Below are 16,867 nucleotides of genomic sequence, written 5' to 3' on the forward strand. Positions count from 1 at the left end.
CCCTTCCCCAGCCGCCCCCCCCTGGCCCGCGTTTTTCCCCCCCCGGTACCCGGGGGGTTGCGGCCGCGCCCACCGCCTTCCGCAGGCGGTGGGCGCGGCCCCGACTTAGCATCGTCGGCATGGAGTCCGTACCCGGGAAGCCCCACGCAGAGCGGCCTTCCGCATGAACTTCACCCTGGTCCAACTGCGCTACTTCGTGGCCGCCGCGAGGCACCGCAGCATGACCGGGGCCTCCCGCGAACTGATGGTGTCGCAGTCCGCCATCTCGGCCGCGATCGCGCACCTGGAGCGGGAGTTCGGCGTACAACTGCTGGTGCGCCACCACGCGAAGGGGCTGTCCCTGACCACGTCGGGGGAACGGTTCCTGGCAGAAGCCCGCGGGCTGCTCGGGCACGCCGACGAGATGGCCGCCAGTGCCAAGGCCTTCGGCGGGGCCCTGCGCGGGGTGCTGACGCTCGGCTGCGCCGACACCGTCGCGCCGTTCTACCTGCCTCCGCTGCTCGCCGAGTTCGCCGAGCGCCATCCCGAGGTCGAGGTGCACATGACCGAGGGCGAGGACGACGGCCTGCGCGAGACCCTTCTCGAGGGCGGCTGCGAACTCGCGCTGATGTACGACCTCGGCAACAACGTCAACGGCAACGGGGGCGGCGAGTCGCTGGACGGCGAACTGCTCGCCCGCATACCCCCGCACGTCATCGTGCCGCCGGGCCATCCGCTGGCCGGCGAGAAGGCGGTGTCGCTGCGCGCGTTCACCGGCGAGCCCATGGTCCTCCTCGACCTGCCGCACAACCGCGACTACTTCGCGGTCCTGGCCCGCCGGGCCGGGATCAGTCCCCGTGTGCGCTTCCGCAGCCGCAGCCCCGAACTGGTGCGCGCGCTCGTCGCCGCCGGGCAGGGCTTCGCGATCCTCAACCAGCGCCCGGCCACCGACACCACGTACGACGGCGGCCGTGTGGTCGCCCTGGAGCTCACCGACGACCTGCCGCCGCTGCCGCTGATCCTCGCGCAGGCGCGCGGAATCCGGCCGACCCGCCGGGCCGCCGCCTTCGCCGCGGTGTGCCGGGACTGGTTCGTACGCGGCCGACGCCCGCTGAGAGTGACGTAGATCACATCAAGTCACCGCGATGCCCGCGTCACGATTCCCGGTCGGCCCACTCTCCATGGGTATGACGAACCCTCAGAACGCCCGCCGCGAGAACCCCTACGTCTCCGCCGACGAGCCGCTGTGCGCGACCGACCGGCACCTGGCATGGCTGCTTGCCGAGTGGCGCCGCCGCAGTTACGCGGCGGGTTGGCCGGGACACGCCGTGTGGCTGACCCCCGGTGCCGAGGCGGCCGTGGCGGCGTTCTTCCAACCCGGCAGGATCCGCGGCGCGTGCGAGCTGCTGGCCCGCGACCGGGCCGACGCGGACATCCCCCTGCTGACCGCGCTGTCCGACCTGGACCTGCTCTTCCTGACCGCGGTGGGCCGCGGCGCGTCCGACTCGGTGGTGTCCGGGTACGCGGCCGCCCGGCACGCCCGCAGCCCTGTCGTCGAGGGCTACGACCCGGTGTCCGAACTGCCGACCGAGGTCCTGCTGCGGCGGCATCTGATGCGGATCGCGGCCGACACCTCGCTGACGCCGCACGAGCGCCCGGCCGTGGTCGCGGTCGAGCCGCAGATCGGCGCGTACCCCCTGCATGAGCGGCTGCGCCTGACGCTGCTGGTCGCGCAGCACGTCATGGAGATCTTCGGCGCGCCCGCGCACCTCCTCGGCGACGGGCGGCTCGCGGTGGCCACGACGCGCCACGACGTGCTGCCCTCTCTCCTCCAACTGGCCGAGCTGGCGCCCTACGACCCGGTGCTGGCCGCGACGGGCAGGAGCGCGCTGCCCACCCTGCGCCCCTCGGTGGTCCGCGTCGAGCCGCTGCCGACCGAGGGCACCGGCCGCCGGGGCGGGCTGTGGGTGGCGTGATCCCGTCGGCCCCGGCCGCACTCGGCGGGCTGGGCCCGGGCCTCGCCGGTGCGGCGGGTGCCGCGAGCGGGAGGGACGCGGCCGGGGTCGGCGTCACGCTGGGCGGCGTGACGTCGGTGGGCGCGGTGGCGGCGGGCGCCGTCCGGGCCGGCTTCGTCCGCGACCGGCACGCCGGTCCCGCCGACGCCGCGCCGCTGTGCCGGTGAAGCCCGGCGGCGCGACTACTCGCGCACCACCAGCACGGGGCACGCGGCGTGGTGGACCACGGCCGTGCTGACCGAGCCGAGCAGCAGCCGCGAGAAGCCGCCCGTGCCGCGCGATCCGACCACGACCATCACGTGCCGCTCCGACATGCCGAGCAGGACCTCGGTGGCGGTGCCCGCGAAGACCTGGACGTGCAGATCCCCGTCGAAGGGCGTGTCGCGCGCCCGGTTCACGTCGCCCACGAGGGCGTCGGTCTCGCCGCGCACCGCTTCGAGGGCGGCGTGCATGTCCTCGACGTAGACCGCGCCGGGGGCCATCGCGGCGTAGGTGCCGGCCGGGGGCGCGGCGCTGACCACATACAGCGGCAGGCCGCGCAGTTGGGCCTCGGTCATCGCCCAGTCCAGCGCGCGCCGGGCGGGTTCCGACCCGTCGACGCCGACCACGACCCCGCGCGGTTCGTCCTCTGCCATGGGTGGCCCTCCCAGTGCGTGCCGCAGAAACCCGTTCGGCTGCTCCGAAGGGCTGGAAGGGCTGGTACCGCAAAACCCACAATTCATCACATTTTCTGAGAATTGCGGCACAGGTATCACCCGCCCGGACGTGCGTCGACGGGCGGCCGGGACGGGCAGGCGAAGAAGAAGGCAGGCGAAAACACTGCGAGGCAACTGCGAGGCAACTGCGAGGCAACAAGGGAAAAGGTCAGGTGCAAGGCAGCCGAGGGGTCATGGGAAGGCGCCCCCCGGCGGACCTTCCCACGACCGGCCTCTGCTCCGCGGTCGGGTGCTCCCGCTCCCCGCCGGACACGGAGAACCGCAGGCTATCCACAGAGTGTTAGGAACAGATGACGGCAACATGACGCGTGTGCGGCGGCCCGGGTCGGCAAGATGCCGGCCGGGCCGCCGCGGTCGCGCCCAGGTGCCTCGTTCAGCCGACGCCGCCCGCGAGGGAGACCCCGCCGTCCACGACCAGCGTCTCCCCCGTGATCCACCCGGCGTCGTCCGAGAGCAGGTACGCCGCCGCCTTCGCGACGTCCTCCGGCACCCCGAGCCGCTTCATCGGGTACGCGGCGGCCGCCTCGTCCTCGCGCCCCTCGTACAGCGCCTCGGCGAACCGCGTCTTGACCACCGCCGGCGCGACCGCGTTCACCCGCACGCCGGGCCCGAGTTCGGCCCCCAGCTGGCGCGTCATGTGGATCAGCGCCGCCTTGCTGACGTTGTACGCGCCGATGAACGGCCCCGCGACGATGCCGCCCACCGAGGCCACGTTGAGCACGGATCCGCCGTGCTCGCGCATCCACGCGCCGTACGCCGCCTGCGTCCAGCCCAGCGCCGAGACGAGGTTGACCTCCATGATCTTGCGCACCGCACCGAGGTCCGCCTCGATCAGCGGCCCGAAGTGCGGGTTGATCCCGGCGTTGTTGACCAGCATGTCCAGCGAGCCGAAGCGCTCCAGCACCGCCGCGACCGCCTCTTCCCGGTGCGCGGGGTCGTCCGCCTTGCCCGCCACCGCGATCGCGACGTCCGGCCCGCCGAGTTCCTCGACGGCCGCGTCCAGGTCCTCCTTTTTGCGCGCGGTCAGGCACACCTTGGCGCCGCGCGCCGCGAGTTCCGCCGCGATGCCGAGCCCGATACCGCGGCTGGCCCCGGTGACCAGCGCCGCCTTCCCGGCGAGCCGGTCCGTCAAGTCGACCGTCATGCCACGAACTTCCCTTCTTCGAGGACGGTCCGGGCCTTGGCCGCGAGACCGGAGAGTTTCTCCCTGCTGAACCGGGCCGCCCCGCCGTCGCCCGCCTGGTCGCCCATCGCGCCCGCGGTGTACCGGTCGAGGACGCCGGCGAGGATGCAGGCCAGCCGCCAGTAGGCGAAGGCGGCGTACCACGCGATGCCGGCCAGGTCCCGGCCGGTGGCCTCGGCGTACCGCGCGCAGAAGGCGGCGCGGTCGATGAAGCCTTCCGAGGCGGTCCCGTCGGACGGCAGCAGGTCGCCGGTCTCGCCGCGCTCGACCCAGTAGACGAGGGTCGTGCCGACGTCGGCGAGCGGGTCGCCGAGGGTGCACAACTCCCAGTCCAGGACCGCCTGCACGCTGCCGTCGGGGCCGATGATGCAGTTGTCGAGCCGGAAGTCGCCGTGCACGATCGTGGCGCCCTGCTGCTCGGGCACCGAGGCCACCAGGGCCGCGTGCACCTCGTCTATCTCCGGTACGCCGTCCAGCCGCGTCGCGTCCCACTGCCGGTGCCAGCGCCGCAACTGCCGCCCGATGTAGTCCTCGCGGCGGCCGAGGTCGCCGAGCCCGACCGCGTCCACGTCGACCGCGTGGATCGCGGCGAGCGTGTCCGCGAGCTGCTCGCCCGCGCGGCGCCGCCCGGCGACGTCGAGGGCGCGCGTGGCCGCCTCGGCGTTGCGCAGCACCTCGCCTTGCACGAACTCCATGACGTAGAAAGGCGCGCCGTTGACCGAGTCGTCCGGGCTCAGGCCCACGACCGGCGGCACCGGCACCGGTGTGCGCCCGTCGCCGAGCGCGGCCAGGATGCGGTGCTCGCGCCCCATGTCGTGCGCGGTCGCCAGCACGTGTCCGAGCGGCGGCCGGCGCAGCACCCACCGCGTGCCGACCCGGTCCTCGACGACGTACGTGAGGTTGGAGTGCCCACCCACAACCGGGGTGAAGGCCAGCGGCGGCACGAGCGAGGGCACACGTTCGGACAGCCACGCGGTGACCTCGCCGGGGGCGACGCCGGCCGGGGCCGCGGTGCTCGGTTCGGTCACGCCTGGGCCTCCGGTGCGTCGAGCAGGGCGGCGAACTTCTTGCGGGCTTCCTCGCGCCGGGTGGGCACGTGCTCGGTCGGCACCTCGGCGGGCCGGTAGTTGCGCAGCACCTGCCGGGCGACGCTGACGCGGTGGACCTCGTCGGGGCCGTCGTAGATGCGGGCGGCGCGCGCGTACCGGTACATCTGCTCCAGCGGCAGGTCGGTGGAGAAGCCGAGCGAGCCGTGGATCTGGACGGCGCGGTCGATGACGTCGTAGAGCACCTGCGCGCCGAAGAACTTGATGGCGGAGATGTCGGTGCGGGCCGCGGGCGCGCCGTCGCGGTCCATGCGCCAGGCGGCGTGCAGGGTCATCAGGCGGGCGGCCTGGATGCCCGCGTACGAGTCCGCGATCCAGTTCTGCACGGTCTGCTTCTCGGCGAGCAGCGAGCCGTGCGCGTACCGCGACAGCGCCCGCTCGCACAGCATGTCCAAGGCCCGCTCGGCCTGTCCGAGCCAGCGCATGCAGTGGTGGATGCGGCCGGGGCCGAGCCGGAGTTGGGCGAGCTTGAAGCCGTCGCCCTCGTTCCCGATGAGGTTCTCGTACGGCACCCGCACCGAGTGGTAGCGGATCTCCGCGTGGCCGCCGAAGCCGTGGAACCGGTCGGTCCGGCCCGGGTCCTCCAGCGTCGCCACGTCGCGCACGACCTCGACGCCGGGGGTGTCGGCCGGCACCACGATCATCGAGGCGCGGCTGTGCGGGTTGGCCTCGGGGTCGGTGACCACCATGACGAGCAGGATGTCGGCGACCGAGCCGTTCGACGTGAACCACTTGTGGCCGTCGATGACCCACTCGTCGCCGTGCCGCACCGCGCGGGTGGCCAGCAGGGTCGGGTCGGAGCCCGCGGTGTCCCGTTCGGTCATCGAGAAGGCGCTGCGGATGTGCCCGTCGAGCAGCGGTTCCAGCCACTTCTTGCGGTGCCGGTCCCGTCCCGAGGCGGCGATGCCGTGCGCGAGCAGTTCGGCGTTGCCGGAGTCGGGCGCGTTGTTGCCGAACACCACCGGTCCGTAGGGCGTGCGGCCGAGGATCTCGTGCATCAGTCCCAGGCGGACCTGGCCGAACCCCTGCCCGCCCAGGTCCGGCGGCAGGTGGGCGGCCCACAGGCCGCGGGCCTTGACCTCCTCCTTCAGCGGTGCCAGCACCGCGCGCAGTGTGGCGTCGTCGAATTCGAGTGTCTCCAGCGGGTAGATCTCGTCGCGGACGAATCCGCGCATCCACTCCAACTGCTCCTCGAACTCCGGCTCGGTGGAGAAGTCCCAGGCCATAGTGCCCATCCCCTCGCGTGATCGGTGCTGGTCGGTCGAGTGCCCGCGGCGGCCGGACGGCGGTCTAGCCGGCCGCGGCGTACGGGCGTGCCACACGTCTGGAGAAGGCCAGCGAACGGCCCGCCTCCAGCGCGGCGAACTGCATGAGGTGCGGGAGCAGCCGGTGCAGCGGTCCGACCGTCACCGCGGGTCCGGGGGTGCGCCCCGGTCCCGAGACGCCGAGGAGCGCGCCGAGCCGTACCGCGGCCCGGCCGACCTCGCCGTGCGTCATGGGCCGCGCGGGGCCGTGGGTCTCGGCCGCCGCGCCGCGGTCGAACAGGGCGACCGTGGAGGTGGTGACGCGCTCGGCGTACGGGCGCACCGCGTCGCGGTCGCGCGACACCGCCCACGAGGTGAGCACCTGCAGACCGCCTTCCCTCAGCACGAACATCTCCTGCGGCGGGTCCGCCGCACCACCGGTCGCCCGGGCCACCGTCATCGCGTCGCCGCCGCTCTCGACGAAGACCATCCGCGGTGCCGTACCCCGCAGTGCGCGGTGGCACGCCGCGACGCCCTGGCCGGGCGGCATCGGGACCGTGGCGGCACCGGCGGCCAGTACCGCGAGGTCGAGCACGGTCCACTCGACACACGGTCTGACCATGACCCCGATCCGGTCTCCCGGCAGTACGCCGCCGGCCATGAGCCCGGCCGCCACGGCGACCACCCGGTCCTCCAACTCCCGCCAGGTGAGCGAGCGTTCCACGTGCCCTGCGGGGTCCTGCCAGTGTGCGGCCATGCGTTCGGGCCAGTGGTCGGCGGCCCGCCACAGCGCCGCCAGCAGGTTGCGCGCGTGCTCCACGCCGACACCTCCCTGCCCGGCCGGAGACCGCGGGGACGGGGCGCGGATGTCGGCGCGCCGTACTCGTGCCGCCGGATGCCAACCAACGGTAAGCATCGTCGTCGACCTGCCCCGAACCTTGAAGACCCACGGCCGCACACCTCGACTCGGACCGTCCGGCTCACACGCCGAGCGAGCGCCCGATGATCTCCTTCATGATCTCGTTGGTGCCGCCGTAGATGGCCTGCACCCGGCTGTCGATGAAGGCCTTGGCGACCGGGTACTCCATCATGTAGCCGTAGCCGCCGTGCAGTTGCAGGCAGCGGTCGACGACGCGCTTCTGCAGGTCGGTGGTCCACCACTTGGCCTTGGAGGCCTGTACGGCGTCGAGTTCGCCGTCGACGTGCCGCATGATGCAGTCGTCGAGGTACGTGCGGGCGATGTCGAGTTCCGTGGCCATCTCGGCGAGTTCGAACCGGGTGTTCTGGAATCCCCCGATGGGCTGCCCGAACGCGGTGCGCGTCTTGCAGTACTCCACGGTCCCCTCGAACACCGCCTCGGCGCCCGCCACCGCGGCCACCGCGATGCCCAGGCGCTCCTGCGGCAGGTTGTGCATCAGGTGGTAGAAGCCCTTGTCGACCTCGCCGAGGAGGTTGTTGCCGGGCACGCGCACGTCGTTGAAGAAAAGTTCGGCGGTGTCCTGGGCCTTGAGGCCGATCTTGTCGAGGTTGCGGCCGCGTTCGAAGCCGGCCATGCCGCGCTCGACCATCAGCAGGCTGGTGCCCTTGCTGGCCTTGGCCTCGGGGTCGGTCCTGGCGACCACGACCACCAGGTCGGCGTTGATGCCGTTGGTGATGAACGTCTTGGCGCCGTTGAGGATCCAGTCGTCGCCGTCGCGCACCGCGGTGGTCCGGATGCCTTGCAGGTCGCTGCCCGCACCGGGTTCGGTCATGGCGATCGCGGTGATCAGCTCGCCGGAGCAGAAGCCCGGCATCCAGCGGGCCTTCTGCTCGTCGGTGGCCAGGTCGTTCAGGTACGGCGCGACGACCTCGTTGTGCAGGCCGAAGCCGACGCCGCTGGCCCCGGCGCGCACGATCTCCTCGGAGATGGCGGCCAGGTAGCGGAAGTCCCGGACGCCGCCGCCTCCGTACTCCTCGTCCACGTCGATGCCCAGCAGGCCCTGCTTGCCGGCCTTTCGCCACAGCTCGCGGTCGACGATCCCGGCCTTCTCCCACTCCTCGTGGTACGGCGTGATCTCGCGGCGGACGAACTCCCGCACGCTCTCCCGGAACGCGATGTGCTCGGCGTCGAGATGACGGTCCCTCATGGCTGATCCCCCTGCCTGGGCTCGGGTGACTCGGAAGACTCCGAGGAATCGGACGGCTCAAACAGCTCGGACAGCTCGACGGGCTCAGACGGCTCGACGGGCGCCGACGGCTCGCACGGCTCGGAAGCCCCGGATGACCGGGGCGCATGCGCCGGAAGCGCAGCCGCGCGCAGCGTGTCGACCTCGCGCTGCAGGTCGGCGGCCATCTCGGCGATGAGCGCCGCGCGGTCGATCGCGCCGCCTTGGTCGGCGGCGCGCGCGGGGTCGCGGCGCAGCAGCCCGCCCAGGGCGAACCGGGCGAGCATGGCCGCGAGTTCCTCCGCGGTGTACTCGCCGTCGGGGCGGTACCACTTGAACATCCAGTTGCACATGCCGATCGCGGCGAAGCCGGCGATCTTCGGGTCGACCGCCATGAACTCGCCGTCGGCGACGCCCTCGCGGATGACGGTGCGTACCGCGGTGTCGATGTCGCGCTTGAACTTGTCGAAGACTTCGCGGGCGCTGTCCGGCAGTTGGTCCTCGTCGCGGAACCCGAGCCGGTAGAGGTCGAGGTCGCGGGTGAGGCCGAGCACGTGGAGCTCGATCATCCGGCGCAGGCGTACGGACGCCGGCTCGGCGAGCACCACGACGGCCGAGATGCGGTCGAACCCGACCCGCGCCCAGTCCTCGAAGATCGCCCGGACCAGCGCCTCCTTGTTCGGGAAGTAGTGGTACAGCGCGGCCTTGGAGACTCCGAGCTCGTCCGCGATCTCCTGGAGCGTGACGGCGCCGATGCCGCGCACGCCGAACAGCCGCGTCGCGGTACCGCGGATCTCGTCGCGCATCAGCTTGTTGCGTGGCGCCATCGTCAACCCATGGGTAGGAATTCCGACTCTCTGGTCGGATGCTAGGCGCGCGGCGGATCCGGGGCAAGACTCGATCAAGAGATGACCGCGGAACGGTGCCCGGCCACAAGCAATGCCGCGGTACGCGTGCTCCTACCCGGTTCCCGGCGCTCTCCCGGCAAATTGGCCCGCTGGCCGGTCGGTGGGAGCAGCCGCGCGGCTCCGAGCAGGGCTCGCGACACGCATTCCCAACACATAAGTTGGAAGACTTCCGGGAATCGGCGGGCCCGGGGATGTCAAGACGGCGGCGCCGGCTCCGACCACCTTGCGAAGGGCCCCGGCCGGGGGCCCGCGGTCCACGAGGAGCAGTGAGATGCAGTTCCTGATCAGCATGCACATCAACCCGGCGGTGTTGGACGCGCTGACCGACGAGGAGAAAGCGGCCATCGGCGAGGGCCACGGGAGGCTGCTCGCCGCGCTCAAGGAGTCCGGCGAGCTGCTCACCACGCAGGCGCTCGTCGACCCCTCGCAGGCCGCCGTGGTGTCGGTGCGCAGCGGCCAGCCGGTGGTGACCGACGGCCCGTTCCTGGAGTCCAAGGAGTACCTGGGCGGCTTCTACCTCCTCGACGTCGAGGACAAGGCGCGCGCGATCGAGATCGCGGCGCAGATTCCGGACGCCGCGATCAAGGGGCTGGGGATCGAGGTGCGCCAGGTCATGTTCTCCGACGGACAATTGGAGGCGTGACAGAACCGGACATCGAGGACCTGCTGCGTGAGCTCACGCCGCAGGTCCTCGGCCTGCTCGTACGCCGGCACGGCCAATTCGAGGGGTGCGAGGACGCTGTTCAGGAAGCCGTCCTGGCCGCCGCGGTGCAGTGGCCAACCGACGGCGTGCCGGACAACCCCCGCGGCTGGCTGGTCACGGTCGCCTCCCGGCGGCTCGTCGACCAGATGCGCAGCGACCACGCCCGGCGCGAGCGCGAGGTGGCGACGGCCGTCGAGGTGGTGCCCGGGAGCGTCCCGGACACCGACGACACGCTTGTCCTGCTGTTCCTGTGCTGCCATCCGACACTGACCGCGGCGTCGCAGACCGCCTTGACGCTGCGGGCGGTCGGCGGCCTGACCACGGCCGAGATCGCCCGGGCGTTCCTGGTGCCGGAGGCCACGATGGCGGCCCGGATCAGCCGGGCCAAGCAGCGCGTCAGGGCGGCGGGCAGCACGTTCGCGCTGCCGCAGGGCGCCGAGCGCGAGGAGCGGCTGCGCGTCGTCCTGCACGTGCTGTACCTGATCTTCAACGAGGCCTACACCGCGTCGTCGGGCAACGAGCTGCACCGGGTGGACCTCGCGCGCGAGGCGATCCGGCTGACCCGCATGGTGCACGCGCAACTGCCCGAGGACACCGAGGTGGCCGGACTGCTCGCGCTGATGCTGATCACGCACACCCGCCGGGACACGCGTACGACCGCGGGCGGCGACCTGGTGCCGCTGGACGAGCAGGACCGCACCCGTTGGGACCGCGAACTGCTGGACGAGGGCACGGCGTTGGTCAGGACGTCGCTGGCCGGGCCGGCGCTCGGGCCGTACCAGCTGCAGGCCGCGATCGCGGCCACGCACGCGGACGCGGCCAAGGCCGAGGAGACCAACTGGCGGCAGGTGCACGCCCTTTACCTGATCCTGGAGCGGATCGCGCCGAACCTGATGGTGACCCTCAACCGCGCCATCGCCCTGGCCGAGACCGAGGGGCCGGAAGCCGCACTGACCCTGCTGGCGACGCTGGACGACGACGCGCGCACGGCCGGACACCACCGGCTGCTCTCCGTACGAGCGCATCTGCTGGAGAAGACCGGTGACACGGCGGGCGCGTACGAGCACTACCGCCGTGCCGCCAAAGCCACCGCGAGCATCGCCGAACAGCGCTACCTGGAGTCCCGGGCAAGCAGGTTGCGGGCGTGACGGCCCGCGCCCGCCCCGCCGGTCAGGCGACCGCGGCGATGACGCTGCCCGCCGTCGCGGCCGTGCCCGTGCCCCAACGCGTGGCCCGGCCCGCGGCAACCCCGCGCAGCCACAGCTCGGCACCCACGACATCGGCGAATCCGCCCAGCAGTTCGCTCGGGTCGCCGCCGCCGGCGCCTTTGCCGAGCACCGGCCTTGTCGCCCGGTCGAGCGCGGCGCGTACCGCGGTGGTGTCGAGGATGCCGACTTCGGCCAGCAGCGGCGAGGCGAACAGGTCCCGCAGGTCCGCGGCGTTGCGCCGCAGGCCCCGGATCTCCGAGCGGGTGTAGTCGCCTTTGCCGGTGCGCGACAGCGCCGAGCGGGGCACCAGGCCCTCGACGGCGGTGTGCAGGAGCGTGCGCGGCCCGTCGCCGCGTCCGCGCGCCCACGCCGGCAGCGCGAGACCGGCCCGGACCACGGCGTTGTCCAGGTACGGCGCCCGCATCCGGACCCCGCTGCCGTCCGCGATCTGCTGCATCACCCGGTGCCGGTCCGCCGCGCGCCGCACGGAGACCCACGACGCACGGTCGCCGGGCCTGCGGTGCACGGACGGGTCGGCGCGGCGCTCCGCGGTGTCCGCGGCGGTCAGCTCGGCGTGGGCGCGCAGCGCCGCCGCGACGCCGCGCCGGGCGTCCGGGTCGGCCCACACAAGTGTGGGACCGGGCGCGACCCAGTTGACGAGGGCGTCCATACCGCCCGCGGACATCCCGAGTTCGTCGGCTTCGAGCACCTCGGCCAGCCCGACCAGCGCCCGGTCGAAGCCGGTACGCCCGACGCGGCGGGCCGCCGCGGCCAGGTCGCCCGGCCGCACGCCCGCGACCCGGGCCCACGCGCGGGCGTGCCGCATCGCGGCGACGGGGTGGCGGTCCATCGCGAGGTCGGCAAGGTAGGCGAGCGGCGTGCCGAGCACCGCGTCGCCGCCGTAGCCGGTCAGGTGCACGTCGATGCCCGCCTCGCGGGCGGCCTCCATGTGCCGCAGCGTGCGGGCGATCGTGACCAGCGACGAGGCCGGGTCGTCGGGGACCGGCGGCGCGTCGAAGGCGTCGATCAGCCGCGCGTACGGCAGGCAGTCCGCGTCGGCGGGAACGAGCAGGTGCCGCAGGCGCGCCGACTTGGTGGCGACCTGCGAGGCGTACTCGACGTCGTCGCGAGCGCTCGGGTCGGCCCAGGTCACGGCCACGACTTCGTGCTGCGCGGCCCGTGCGGCCAGGAGCGAGAGGACGGTCGAGTCGCGCCCGCCCGACAGGTCGGTCCCCGTCTTCGCGGCGGCCCCGACACGGCGGTCCACGGAGGCGGTCAGCGCCTCGCGCAGCGCCGCGGCGGCGGCCGGGAAGTCGAGGGGTGCGGCGCCTTGTTCGTGCAGGCGCAGCCGGACCTTGGAGCCGGTCAGCTCAAGCGTGTGGCCCGGCCCGACGCACTGCACGCCGGCGAACAACGAGCGGCCGGCGGTCAGTTCGGGGACGTCCGGGCACAACACGCGCGCCGCCAGCAGGTCGCGGTCCAGGCGGGCGCTGGTGAGGTCGGCGAGCGGGAGGGCGAGGGAGGCGTACACGAGGCCGTCCTCGAACGGCGCGTGGTAGACCTGCCGCAACCCGGCCAGATCGCCGAGCACCAGCGTGCGGCGCCCGAGCCGCAGGACCACGTGGTAGCTGCCCGGCCAGCACGTCAGATGTCGCAGCCCGCCGCCGCGCGCGACCGCGAGCCCCACCTCCAACTCGGCGTCGGTGGCCCGGCAGTCGCCCAGCACGGCCATCTTGTCCCGCCCCCGGGCGACGGTGCGCACCTCGTCCTGCGGCCAGTCACCCACCAGCCACAGGGGATCGAGGCCGTCCCAGACGACCGTCGAGTGGTCGGGTCGCGGCGCCGAGTGGCTGCCGCTCGTCCCAGCGAACCAGCGCATGTCAGATCCCCCTGTACCGCGGTCCTCCACGGCACCGGCCAACGCATCGCCGGCACCAAAGCCCTTACAGTCAAGCAAGGTTAGGCAACCCTGTGCAGAGCGCATGGGCAGGCGCACAGGCACACGGTACCGGCGCACGGCACAACATCACGCCCGAGTGTCGCTCTTTTGTTGGTTTTTCCACCTTTTGGTGGCGAATTTTGACGGCCTATCAGCTACCTGATGCGTACCGTCTTGACGCCTCTCGTACACCCGTTGACCGGCGCTCGTACGAAAGCGTCATTCCCCTTACCCGCGCCACCCCCTCCGGTTACCCTGAGGTAGACGGAAGTCGCCTTTGGGGGCAAGCCATGCGCAGTGGTCCTAAGAGCGACGGGTCAGGGCAAGCCGCCCTCCGACCCGCGGTGACGGCTTCCCGTCTTCCCCGGCCACTCCCCCGTCCGCGCGAGGTACGCGCCCACGAACCCCCGGACGCCGCAACCCGATCCGCCGCATCCGCCGGCGCCGGGTCCACCACGGGACCGGCCGCGCGAGCCACGGCCGCCCCGTCCGCCGCCGCACCGTCCGCAGGCACGACGCGCAAGCGTTCGAGCCGGTCGGCCGCGGTCCGCGACGAGGCACAGGACGGTGACACCGGTCCGGTGTCACCCGGGCAGGGCACGCACCGGCCGAACGCGCGTGAGCCGAACACACGGGAGCAGGCCGGTCGCGAACAGGCTCCTCGGGGGCCGAACGACCTTCTCGGCACGCTCCTGGTACGCGCCGGCGTGAGCAACGCCGGTCTCGCGCGCCGGGTCAACGACCTCGGTGCCGCCAGCGGCCTCACCCTGCGCTACGACAAGACCTCCGTGGCCCGCTGGGTCGGCAAGGGCATGACCCCGCAAGGCCCCGTCCCCCACCTCATCGCGGCGGTCCTCGCCGAACGGCTCGGGCGCCCCGTGCCGTTGGAGGAGATCGGCCTCGACGAGAGCGGCCCGTCCGATCCCGATCTGGGCCTCTCCTTCCCGCGCGACCTTGCCGAAGCCGTCGTCAAGGCCACCGACCTGTGGAGGCACGACCACGTGAACCGCCGCGAATTCCTGACCGGGACATTCGCCGTCACCGCCTTCGCGACCCCCCTCGCGCGTTGGCTCATCACCCCGGCGGACGCACTGGCCGAACACCGCGGCTCCGACCGCAAGGTCGGCCAGACGGATGTGGCCAAGCTCCGGGAGGCGGCGGCCGAGGCGAGGCGCTGGGACAGCAAGTACGGCGGCGGGGACTGGCGCGCGTCCATGGTGCCCGAATGCCTGCGCGTCGAGGCCACGCCGCTGCTGCGCGGCAGCTACCAGGACTCGGTGGGACGCCAGTTGTTCGGCGCGACCGCCGAACTGTCCCGGCTGGCCGGGTGGATGGCGTTCGACACCGGGCAGCACGAGATAGCCCAGCGCTACTACATCCAGGCGCTGCGGCTCGCCCGCGCCGCGGCCGACGTACCGCTCGGCGGATACATCCTGGCCACGATGAGCCTCCAGGCCACCTACCGCGGCCACCCGAACACCGCCGTCGACCTCGCGCAGGCGGCCGTGGAGCGCAACCGCAGCGTGGCCACCGCCAAGGTGACCGGCTTCCTGCACCTCGTCGAGGCCCGGGCGCACGCGCGCGCGGGCGATCCGGGGGCGTGCGCGCGGTCGCTCAACGCCGCCGAGGGGCACCTCGAACGCGCCCGGACCGGTGACGACGACCCCGAGTGGATCGACTTCTTCTCGTACGACCGCCTCTGCGCGGACGGCGCCGAGTGCTACCGGGACCTCCGGCTGCCCGAGCAGACCCGGCGCTTCACGGCGGCCGCGCTGGCCGGGCGCAGCGAGGCGTACATCCGCTCGCACGGCCTGCGCCTGGCCGTCGGCGCCCATGCCGACCTCGCGGCCGGGGACATCGACGCGGCGTGCGGCGGCGGCATGCGCGCACTCGCGGTCGCCCAGCGCGTGCACTCCGCCCGCAACACCGCCTATGTGCGCGACCTCGTCTCCGGACTCCAGGCCGCGCACGCCCGCGAGCCCGTCGTACGGGAGTTCTCCGAGCAGGTGCGCACCTCCATCGGCATCACCGCCTGACACCGAACCCACGGCGAAGGGCCGCACCGCGACGGCCCGTACCGCGACCGGCCGCACCGGCGCCGCGCGATACTGGGCGTCGGCCGGGGGCCGATCGGAGGCCGCCGGGGGGCGGGCCGGGAACGCGGAGGGGCGCATGCTCAGGTACGACGTGATCGTCATCGGCGGCGGCATCGTGGGGCTGTCGACGGCGTACGCCCTCGTCCGACGAGCCCCGGGCACCACCGTCGCGATCCTGGAGAAGGAGACCTCCTGGGCCGTGCACCAGACCGGCCGCAACAGCGGGGTGATCCACTCCGGGCTCTACTACAAGCCCGGCAGCCTCAAGGCCAGGTTCGCCGTCGAGGGCGCCCGCCGCATGGTCGAGTTCTGCGCCGAGCACGGCATCGCGCACGAGGTCACCGGCAAGCTCGTGGTCGCCACCGACCCGTCCGAACTCGGGCGCATGAAGACGCTCTTCCAACGCGGCGAGGCCAACGGTGTACCCGTGCGCGAGCTGACGTCCGATCAGATCCGGGAATACGAGCCGAACGTGCGCGCGATCGCCGGACTGCACGTCGGGACCACCGGCATCGTCGACTACACCGACGTCTGCCGCACGCTCGTCGGCCTGCTGCACGCCGAAGGCGTGTCGCTGCGCACCGGCGCCGGAGTCACCTCGCTCGCGGTGCACCCGGGCGAGGTCGTCGTGCAGACGCGCCTCGGCGAGGTGCGCGGCCGGGTCGTGGTCAACTGCGCGGGCCTGTACAGCGACCGCATCGCCGCGATGGCCGCCCGAGCCGAGGGCGGCGCCCCGCCGCCGGTCCGCATCGTGCCCTTCCGCGGCGAGTACCACGAGCTGGCACCGCACCGCCGCGGCCTGGTCCGCGGCCTCGTCTACCCGGTCCCCGACCCGGCGTTCCCCTTCCTCGGCGTGCACCTGACCCGCGGCATCCACGGAGACGTGCACGTCGGCCCCAACGCGGTGCTCGCGCTGCGCCGCGAGGGGTACGCGTGGACGCAGGCCGACCCGCGCGAACTCGCCGCGACCCTCGGCTACTCCGGCATGTGGCACATCGCCCGGCGGCACTGGCGGTACGGCGCGGGCGAGATGCTGCGCTCCCTGGCCAAGCCCGCCTTCACGCGCGCCGTGCAGCGCATGCTGCCGGCCGTCACCGCGGACGACCTGGTCCGCGCCCCGGCCGGGGTGCGCGCGCAGGCGGTACGCCCCGACGGCGAACTCGTCGACGACTTCCTCTTCACCGGCGGCGAGCGCATCGTGAACGTCCTGAACGCCCCGTCGCCAGCGGCCACCGCCTCTCTCCCGATCGGCGAGGAGATCGCCGACCGCGTCCGGGAACGCCTCGCCGCGGGCATCTGAGGACAGCGGCAGGGGCCCGCAAAGCCCTCCGCCGAACCGCCTCACTCGCCTGCCTGACTTGCCACCCTGACTCGCCACCCTGACTCGCCACCCGACATGCCCACCCCGAGGAGCGGCCATGGCCAAGGTCACCATCTCCCTCGACGCCGACCTCGCGATCGAGCTCATGCTGATGTCCGGCACCAAGAGCCCGCAGGACGCCGTCCAACTGATCGCCCTGGACTATCTGGCCCGCGGGCGCCGGACCGAGGCACGCACCGGGGACGCCCGAGACGCGCGCCGCACCGCCGAACCGCGCCCGGGACCGTCCGAGCAGGGCTGACCGG

Annotated in this window: 16 protein-coding genes; 8 read left to right on the forward strand and 8 right to left on the reverse strand. The window is 73.0% G+C overall.

The window, feature by feature from the left end:
- Positions 1 to 163: 163 nt before the first annotated feature.
- From ACWD12_RS13325 to ACWD12_RS13335, 3 genes are all read left to right on the forward strand, one after another.
- Positions 164 to 1,105 carry a LysR substrate-binding domain-containing protein gene (locus tag ACWD12_RS13325; RefSeq protein WP_358357498.1) on the forward strand — a complete coding sequence of 314 codons (942 nt, stop codon included), beginning with the start codon at positions 164 to 166 and terminating at the stop codon, positions 1,103 to 1,105.
- Positions 1,106 to 1,166: 61 nt separating this feature from the next.
- The gene (locus ACWD12_RS13330; RefSeq protein WP_450099655.1) at positions 1,167 to 1,955 is read left to right on the forward strand and encodes a hypothetical protein; all 789 of its coding nucleotides are present in this window, start codon (positions 1,167 to 1,169) and stop codon (positions 1,953 to 1,955) included.
- A complete protein-coding gene (locus ACWD12_RS13335) occupies positions 1,952 to 2,161 on the forward strand; it encodes a hypothetical protein (protein WP_450099656.1) in 210 nt (69 codons plus the stop codon). The genes ACWD12_RS13330 and ACWD12_RS13335 overlap by 4 nt, the downstream gene beginning before the upstream one ends.
- Positions 2,162 to 2,176: 15 nt before the next feature.
- On the opposite strand, the gene ACWD12_RS13340 is transcribed toward ACWD12_RS13335, so the two are convergent.
- The 7 genes from ACWD12_RS13340 to ACWD12_RS13370 form a co-directional block, all read right to left on the reverse strand.
- The gene (locus tag ACWD12_RS13340; RefSeq protein ID WP_450099657.1) at positions 2,177 to 2,629 is read right to left on the reverse strand and encodes a universal stress protein; all 453 of its coding nucleotides are present in this window, start codon (positions 2,627 to 2,629) and stop codon (positions 2,177 to 2,179) included.
- Positions 2,630 to 3,083: 454 nt separating this feature from the next.
- Positions 3,084 to 3,854 (reverse strand): SDR family oxidoreductase, encoded by a 771-nt coding sequence (locus tag ACWD12_RS13345; protein ID WP_358357506.1) that lies wholly within the window; start codon positions 3,852 to 3,854, stop codon positions 3,084 to 3,086.
- Positions 3,851 to 4,921: a phosphotransferase family protein gene (locus ACWD12_RS13350; RefSeq protein WP_450099658.1), complete on the reverse strand. Its 1,071-nt coding sequence runs from the start codon at positions 4,919 to 4,921 to the stop codon at positions 3,851 to 3,853. Before ACWD12_RS13350 ends, ACWD12_RS13345 begins: the two co-directional genes overlap by 4 nt.
- Positions 4,918 to 6,225 (reverse strand): acyl-CoA dehydrogenase family protein, encoded by a 1,308-nt coding sequence (locus ACWD12_RS13355; RefSeq protein ID WP_450099659.1) that lies wholly within the window; start codon positions 6,223 to 6,225, stop codon positions 4,918 to 4,920. Before ACWD12_RS13355 ends, ACWD12_RS13350 begins: the two co-directional genes overlap by 4 nt.
- A gap of 64 nt (positions 6,226 to 6,289) precedes the next feature.
- A complete protein-coding gene (locus tag ACWD12_RS13360; RefSeq protein ID WP_450099660.1) occupies positions 6,290 to 7,063 on the reverse strand; it encodes an AMP-binding protein in 774 nt (257 codons plus the stop codon).
- Between the two features lie 160 nt (positions 7,064 to 7,223).
- On the reverse strand, positions 7,224 to 8,369 hold the full coding sequence (locus ACWD12_RS13365) for an acyl-CoA dehydrogenase family protein (RefSeq protein WP_358357516.1): 1,146 nt from the start codon (positions 8,367 to 8,369) through the stop codon (positions 7,224 to 7,226).
- Complete coding sequence (locus ACWD12_RS13370) at positions 8,366 to 9,214, reverse strand: TetR family transcriptional regulator (RefSeq protein WP_450099661.1); 849 nt, start codon at positions 9,212 to 9,214, stop codon at positions 8,366 to 8,368. Before ACWD12_RS13370 ends, ACWD12_RS13365 begins: the two co-directional genes overlap by 4 nt.
- A gap of 352 nt (positions 9,215 to 9,566) precedes the next feature.
- On the opposite strand from ACWD12_RS13370, the gene ACWD12_RS13375 reads away from it, so the two are divergent.
- Together ACWD12_RS13375 and ACWD12_RS13380 are read left to right on the forward strand one after the other, a co-directional pair.
- A complete protein-coding gene (locus ACWD12_RS13375) occupies positions 9,567 to 9,938 on the forward strand; it encodes a YciI family protein (protein ID WP_450099662.1) in 372 nt (123 codons plus the stop codon).
- Positions 9,935 to 11,146 carry an RNA polymerase sigma factor gene (locus tag ACWD12_RS13380; RefSeq protein ID WP_450099663.1) on the forward strand — a complete coding sequence of 404 codons (1,212 nt, stop codon included), beginning with the start codon at positions 9,935 to 9,937 and terminating at the stop codon, positions 11,144 to 11,146. The genes ACWD12_RS13375 and ACWD12_RS13380 overlap by 4 nt, the downstream gene beginning before the upstream one ends.
- A gap of 22 nt (positions 11,147 to 11,168) precedes the next feature.
- Here the strand turns inward: ACWD12_RS13380 and ACWD12_RS13385 are convergent, their stop codons facing one another.
- The gene (locus ACWD12_RS13385) at positions 11,169 to 13,085 is read right to left on the reverse strand and encodes an albusnodin/ikarugamycin family macrolactam cyclase (protein WP_450099664.1); all 1,917 of its coding nucleotides are present in this window, start codon (positions 13,083 to 13,085) and stop codon (positions 11,169 to 11,171) included.
- Between the two features lie 767 nt (positions 13,086 to 13,852).
- Between ACWD12_RS13385 and ACWD12_RS13390 the strand changes: the two genes are divergently transcribed.
- The 3 genes from ACWD12_RS13390 (at position 13,853) to ACWD12_RS13400 (ending at position 16,863) form a co-directional block, all read left to right on the forward strand.
- Positions 13,853 to 15,181, forward strand: a complete 1,329-nt coding sequence (locus ACWD12_RS13390; RefSeq protein WP_450099665.1) for an MFS transporter — start codon at positions 13,853 to 13,855, stop codon at positions 15,179 to 15,181.
- 136 nt (positions 15,182 to 15,317) lie between these two features.
- Complete coding sequence (gene lhgO, locus ACWD12_RS13395) at positions 15,318 to 16,541, forward strand: L-2-hydroxyglutarate oxidase (protein ID WP_358357529.1); 1,224 nt, start codon at positions 15,318 to 15,320, stop codon at positions 16,539 to 16,541.
- Between the two features lie 118 nt (positions 16,542 to 16,659).
- The gene (locus ACWD12_RS13400; protein ID WP_358357533.1) at positions 16,660 to 16,863 is read left to right on the forward strand and encodes a hypothetical protein; all 204 of its coding nucleotides are present in this window, start codon (positions 16,660 to 16,662) and stop codon (positions 16,861 to 16,863) included.
- Positions 16,864 to 16,867: the final 4 nt, after the last annotated feature.

Source organism: Streptodolium elevatio, from assembly GCF_053592165.1.

Bases quoted from the DNA above. Each gene is read 5' to 3' on its own strand.
- ACWD12_RS13370 (WP_450099661.1), bottom strand. From the start codon at position 9,214: ATGGCGCCACGCAACAAGCTGATGCGCGACGAGATCCGCGGTACCGCG.
- ACWD12_RS13385 (WP_450099664.1), bottom strand. From the start codon at position 13,085: ATGCGCTGGTTCGCTGGGACGAGCGGCAGCCACTCGGCGCCGCGACCC.
- ACWD12_RS13375 (WP_450099662.1), top strand. From the start codon at position 9,567: ATGCAGTTCCTGATCAGCATGCACATCAACCCGGCGGTGTTGGACGCG.
- ACWD12_RS13365 (WP_358357516.1), bottom strand. From the start codon at position 8,369: ATGAGGGACCGTCATCTCGACGCCGAGCACATCGCGTTCCGGGAGAGC.
- lhgO (WP_358357529.1), top strand. From the start codon at position 15,318: ATGCTCAGGTACGACGTGATCGTCATCGGCGGCGGCATCGTGGGGCTG.
- ACWD12_RS13400 (WP_358357533.1), top strand. From the start codon at position 16,660: ATGGCCAAGGTCACCATCTCCCTCGACGCCGACCTCGCGATCGAGCTC.
- ACWD12_RS13330 (WP_450099655.1), top strand. From the start codon at position 1,167: ATGACGAACCCTCAGAACGCCCGCCGCGAGAACCCCTACGTCTCCGCC.
- ACWD12_RS13325 (WP_358357498.1), top strand. From the start codon at position 164: ATGAACTTCACCCTGGTCCAACTGCGCTACTTCGTGGCCGCCGCGAGG.
- ACWD12_RS13340 (WP_450099657.1), bottom strand. From the start codon at position 2,629: ATGGCAGAGGACGAACCGCGCGGGGTCGTGGTCGGCGTCGACGGGTCG.
- ACWD12_RS13345 (WP_358357506.1), bottom strand. From the start codon at position 3,854: ATGACGGTCGACTTGACGGACCGGCTCGCCGGGAAGGCGGCGCTGGTC.
- ACWD12_RS13355 (WP_450099659.1), bottom strand. From the start codon at position 6,225: ATGGCCTGGGACTTCTCCACCGAGCCGGAGTTCGAGGAGCAGTTGGAG.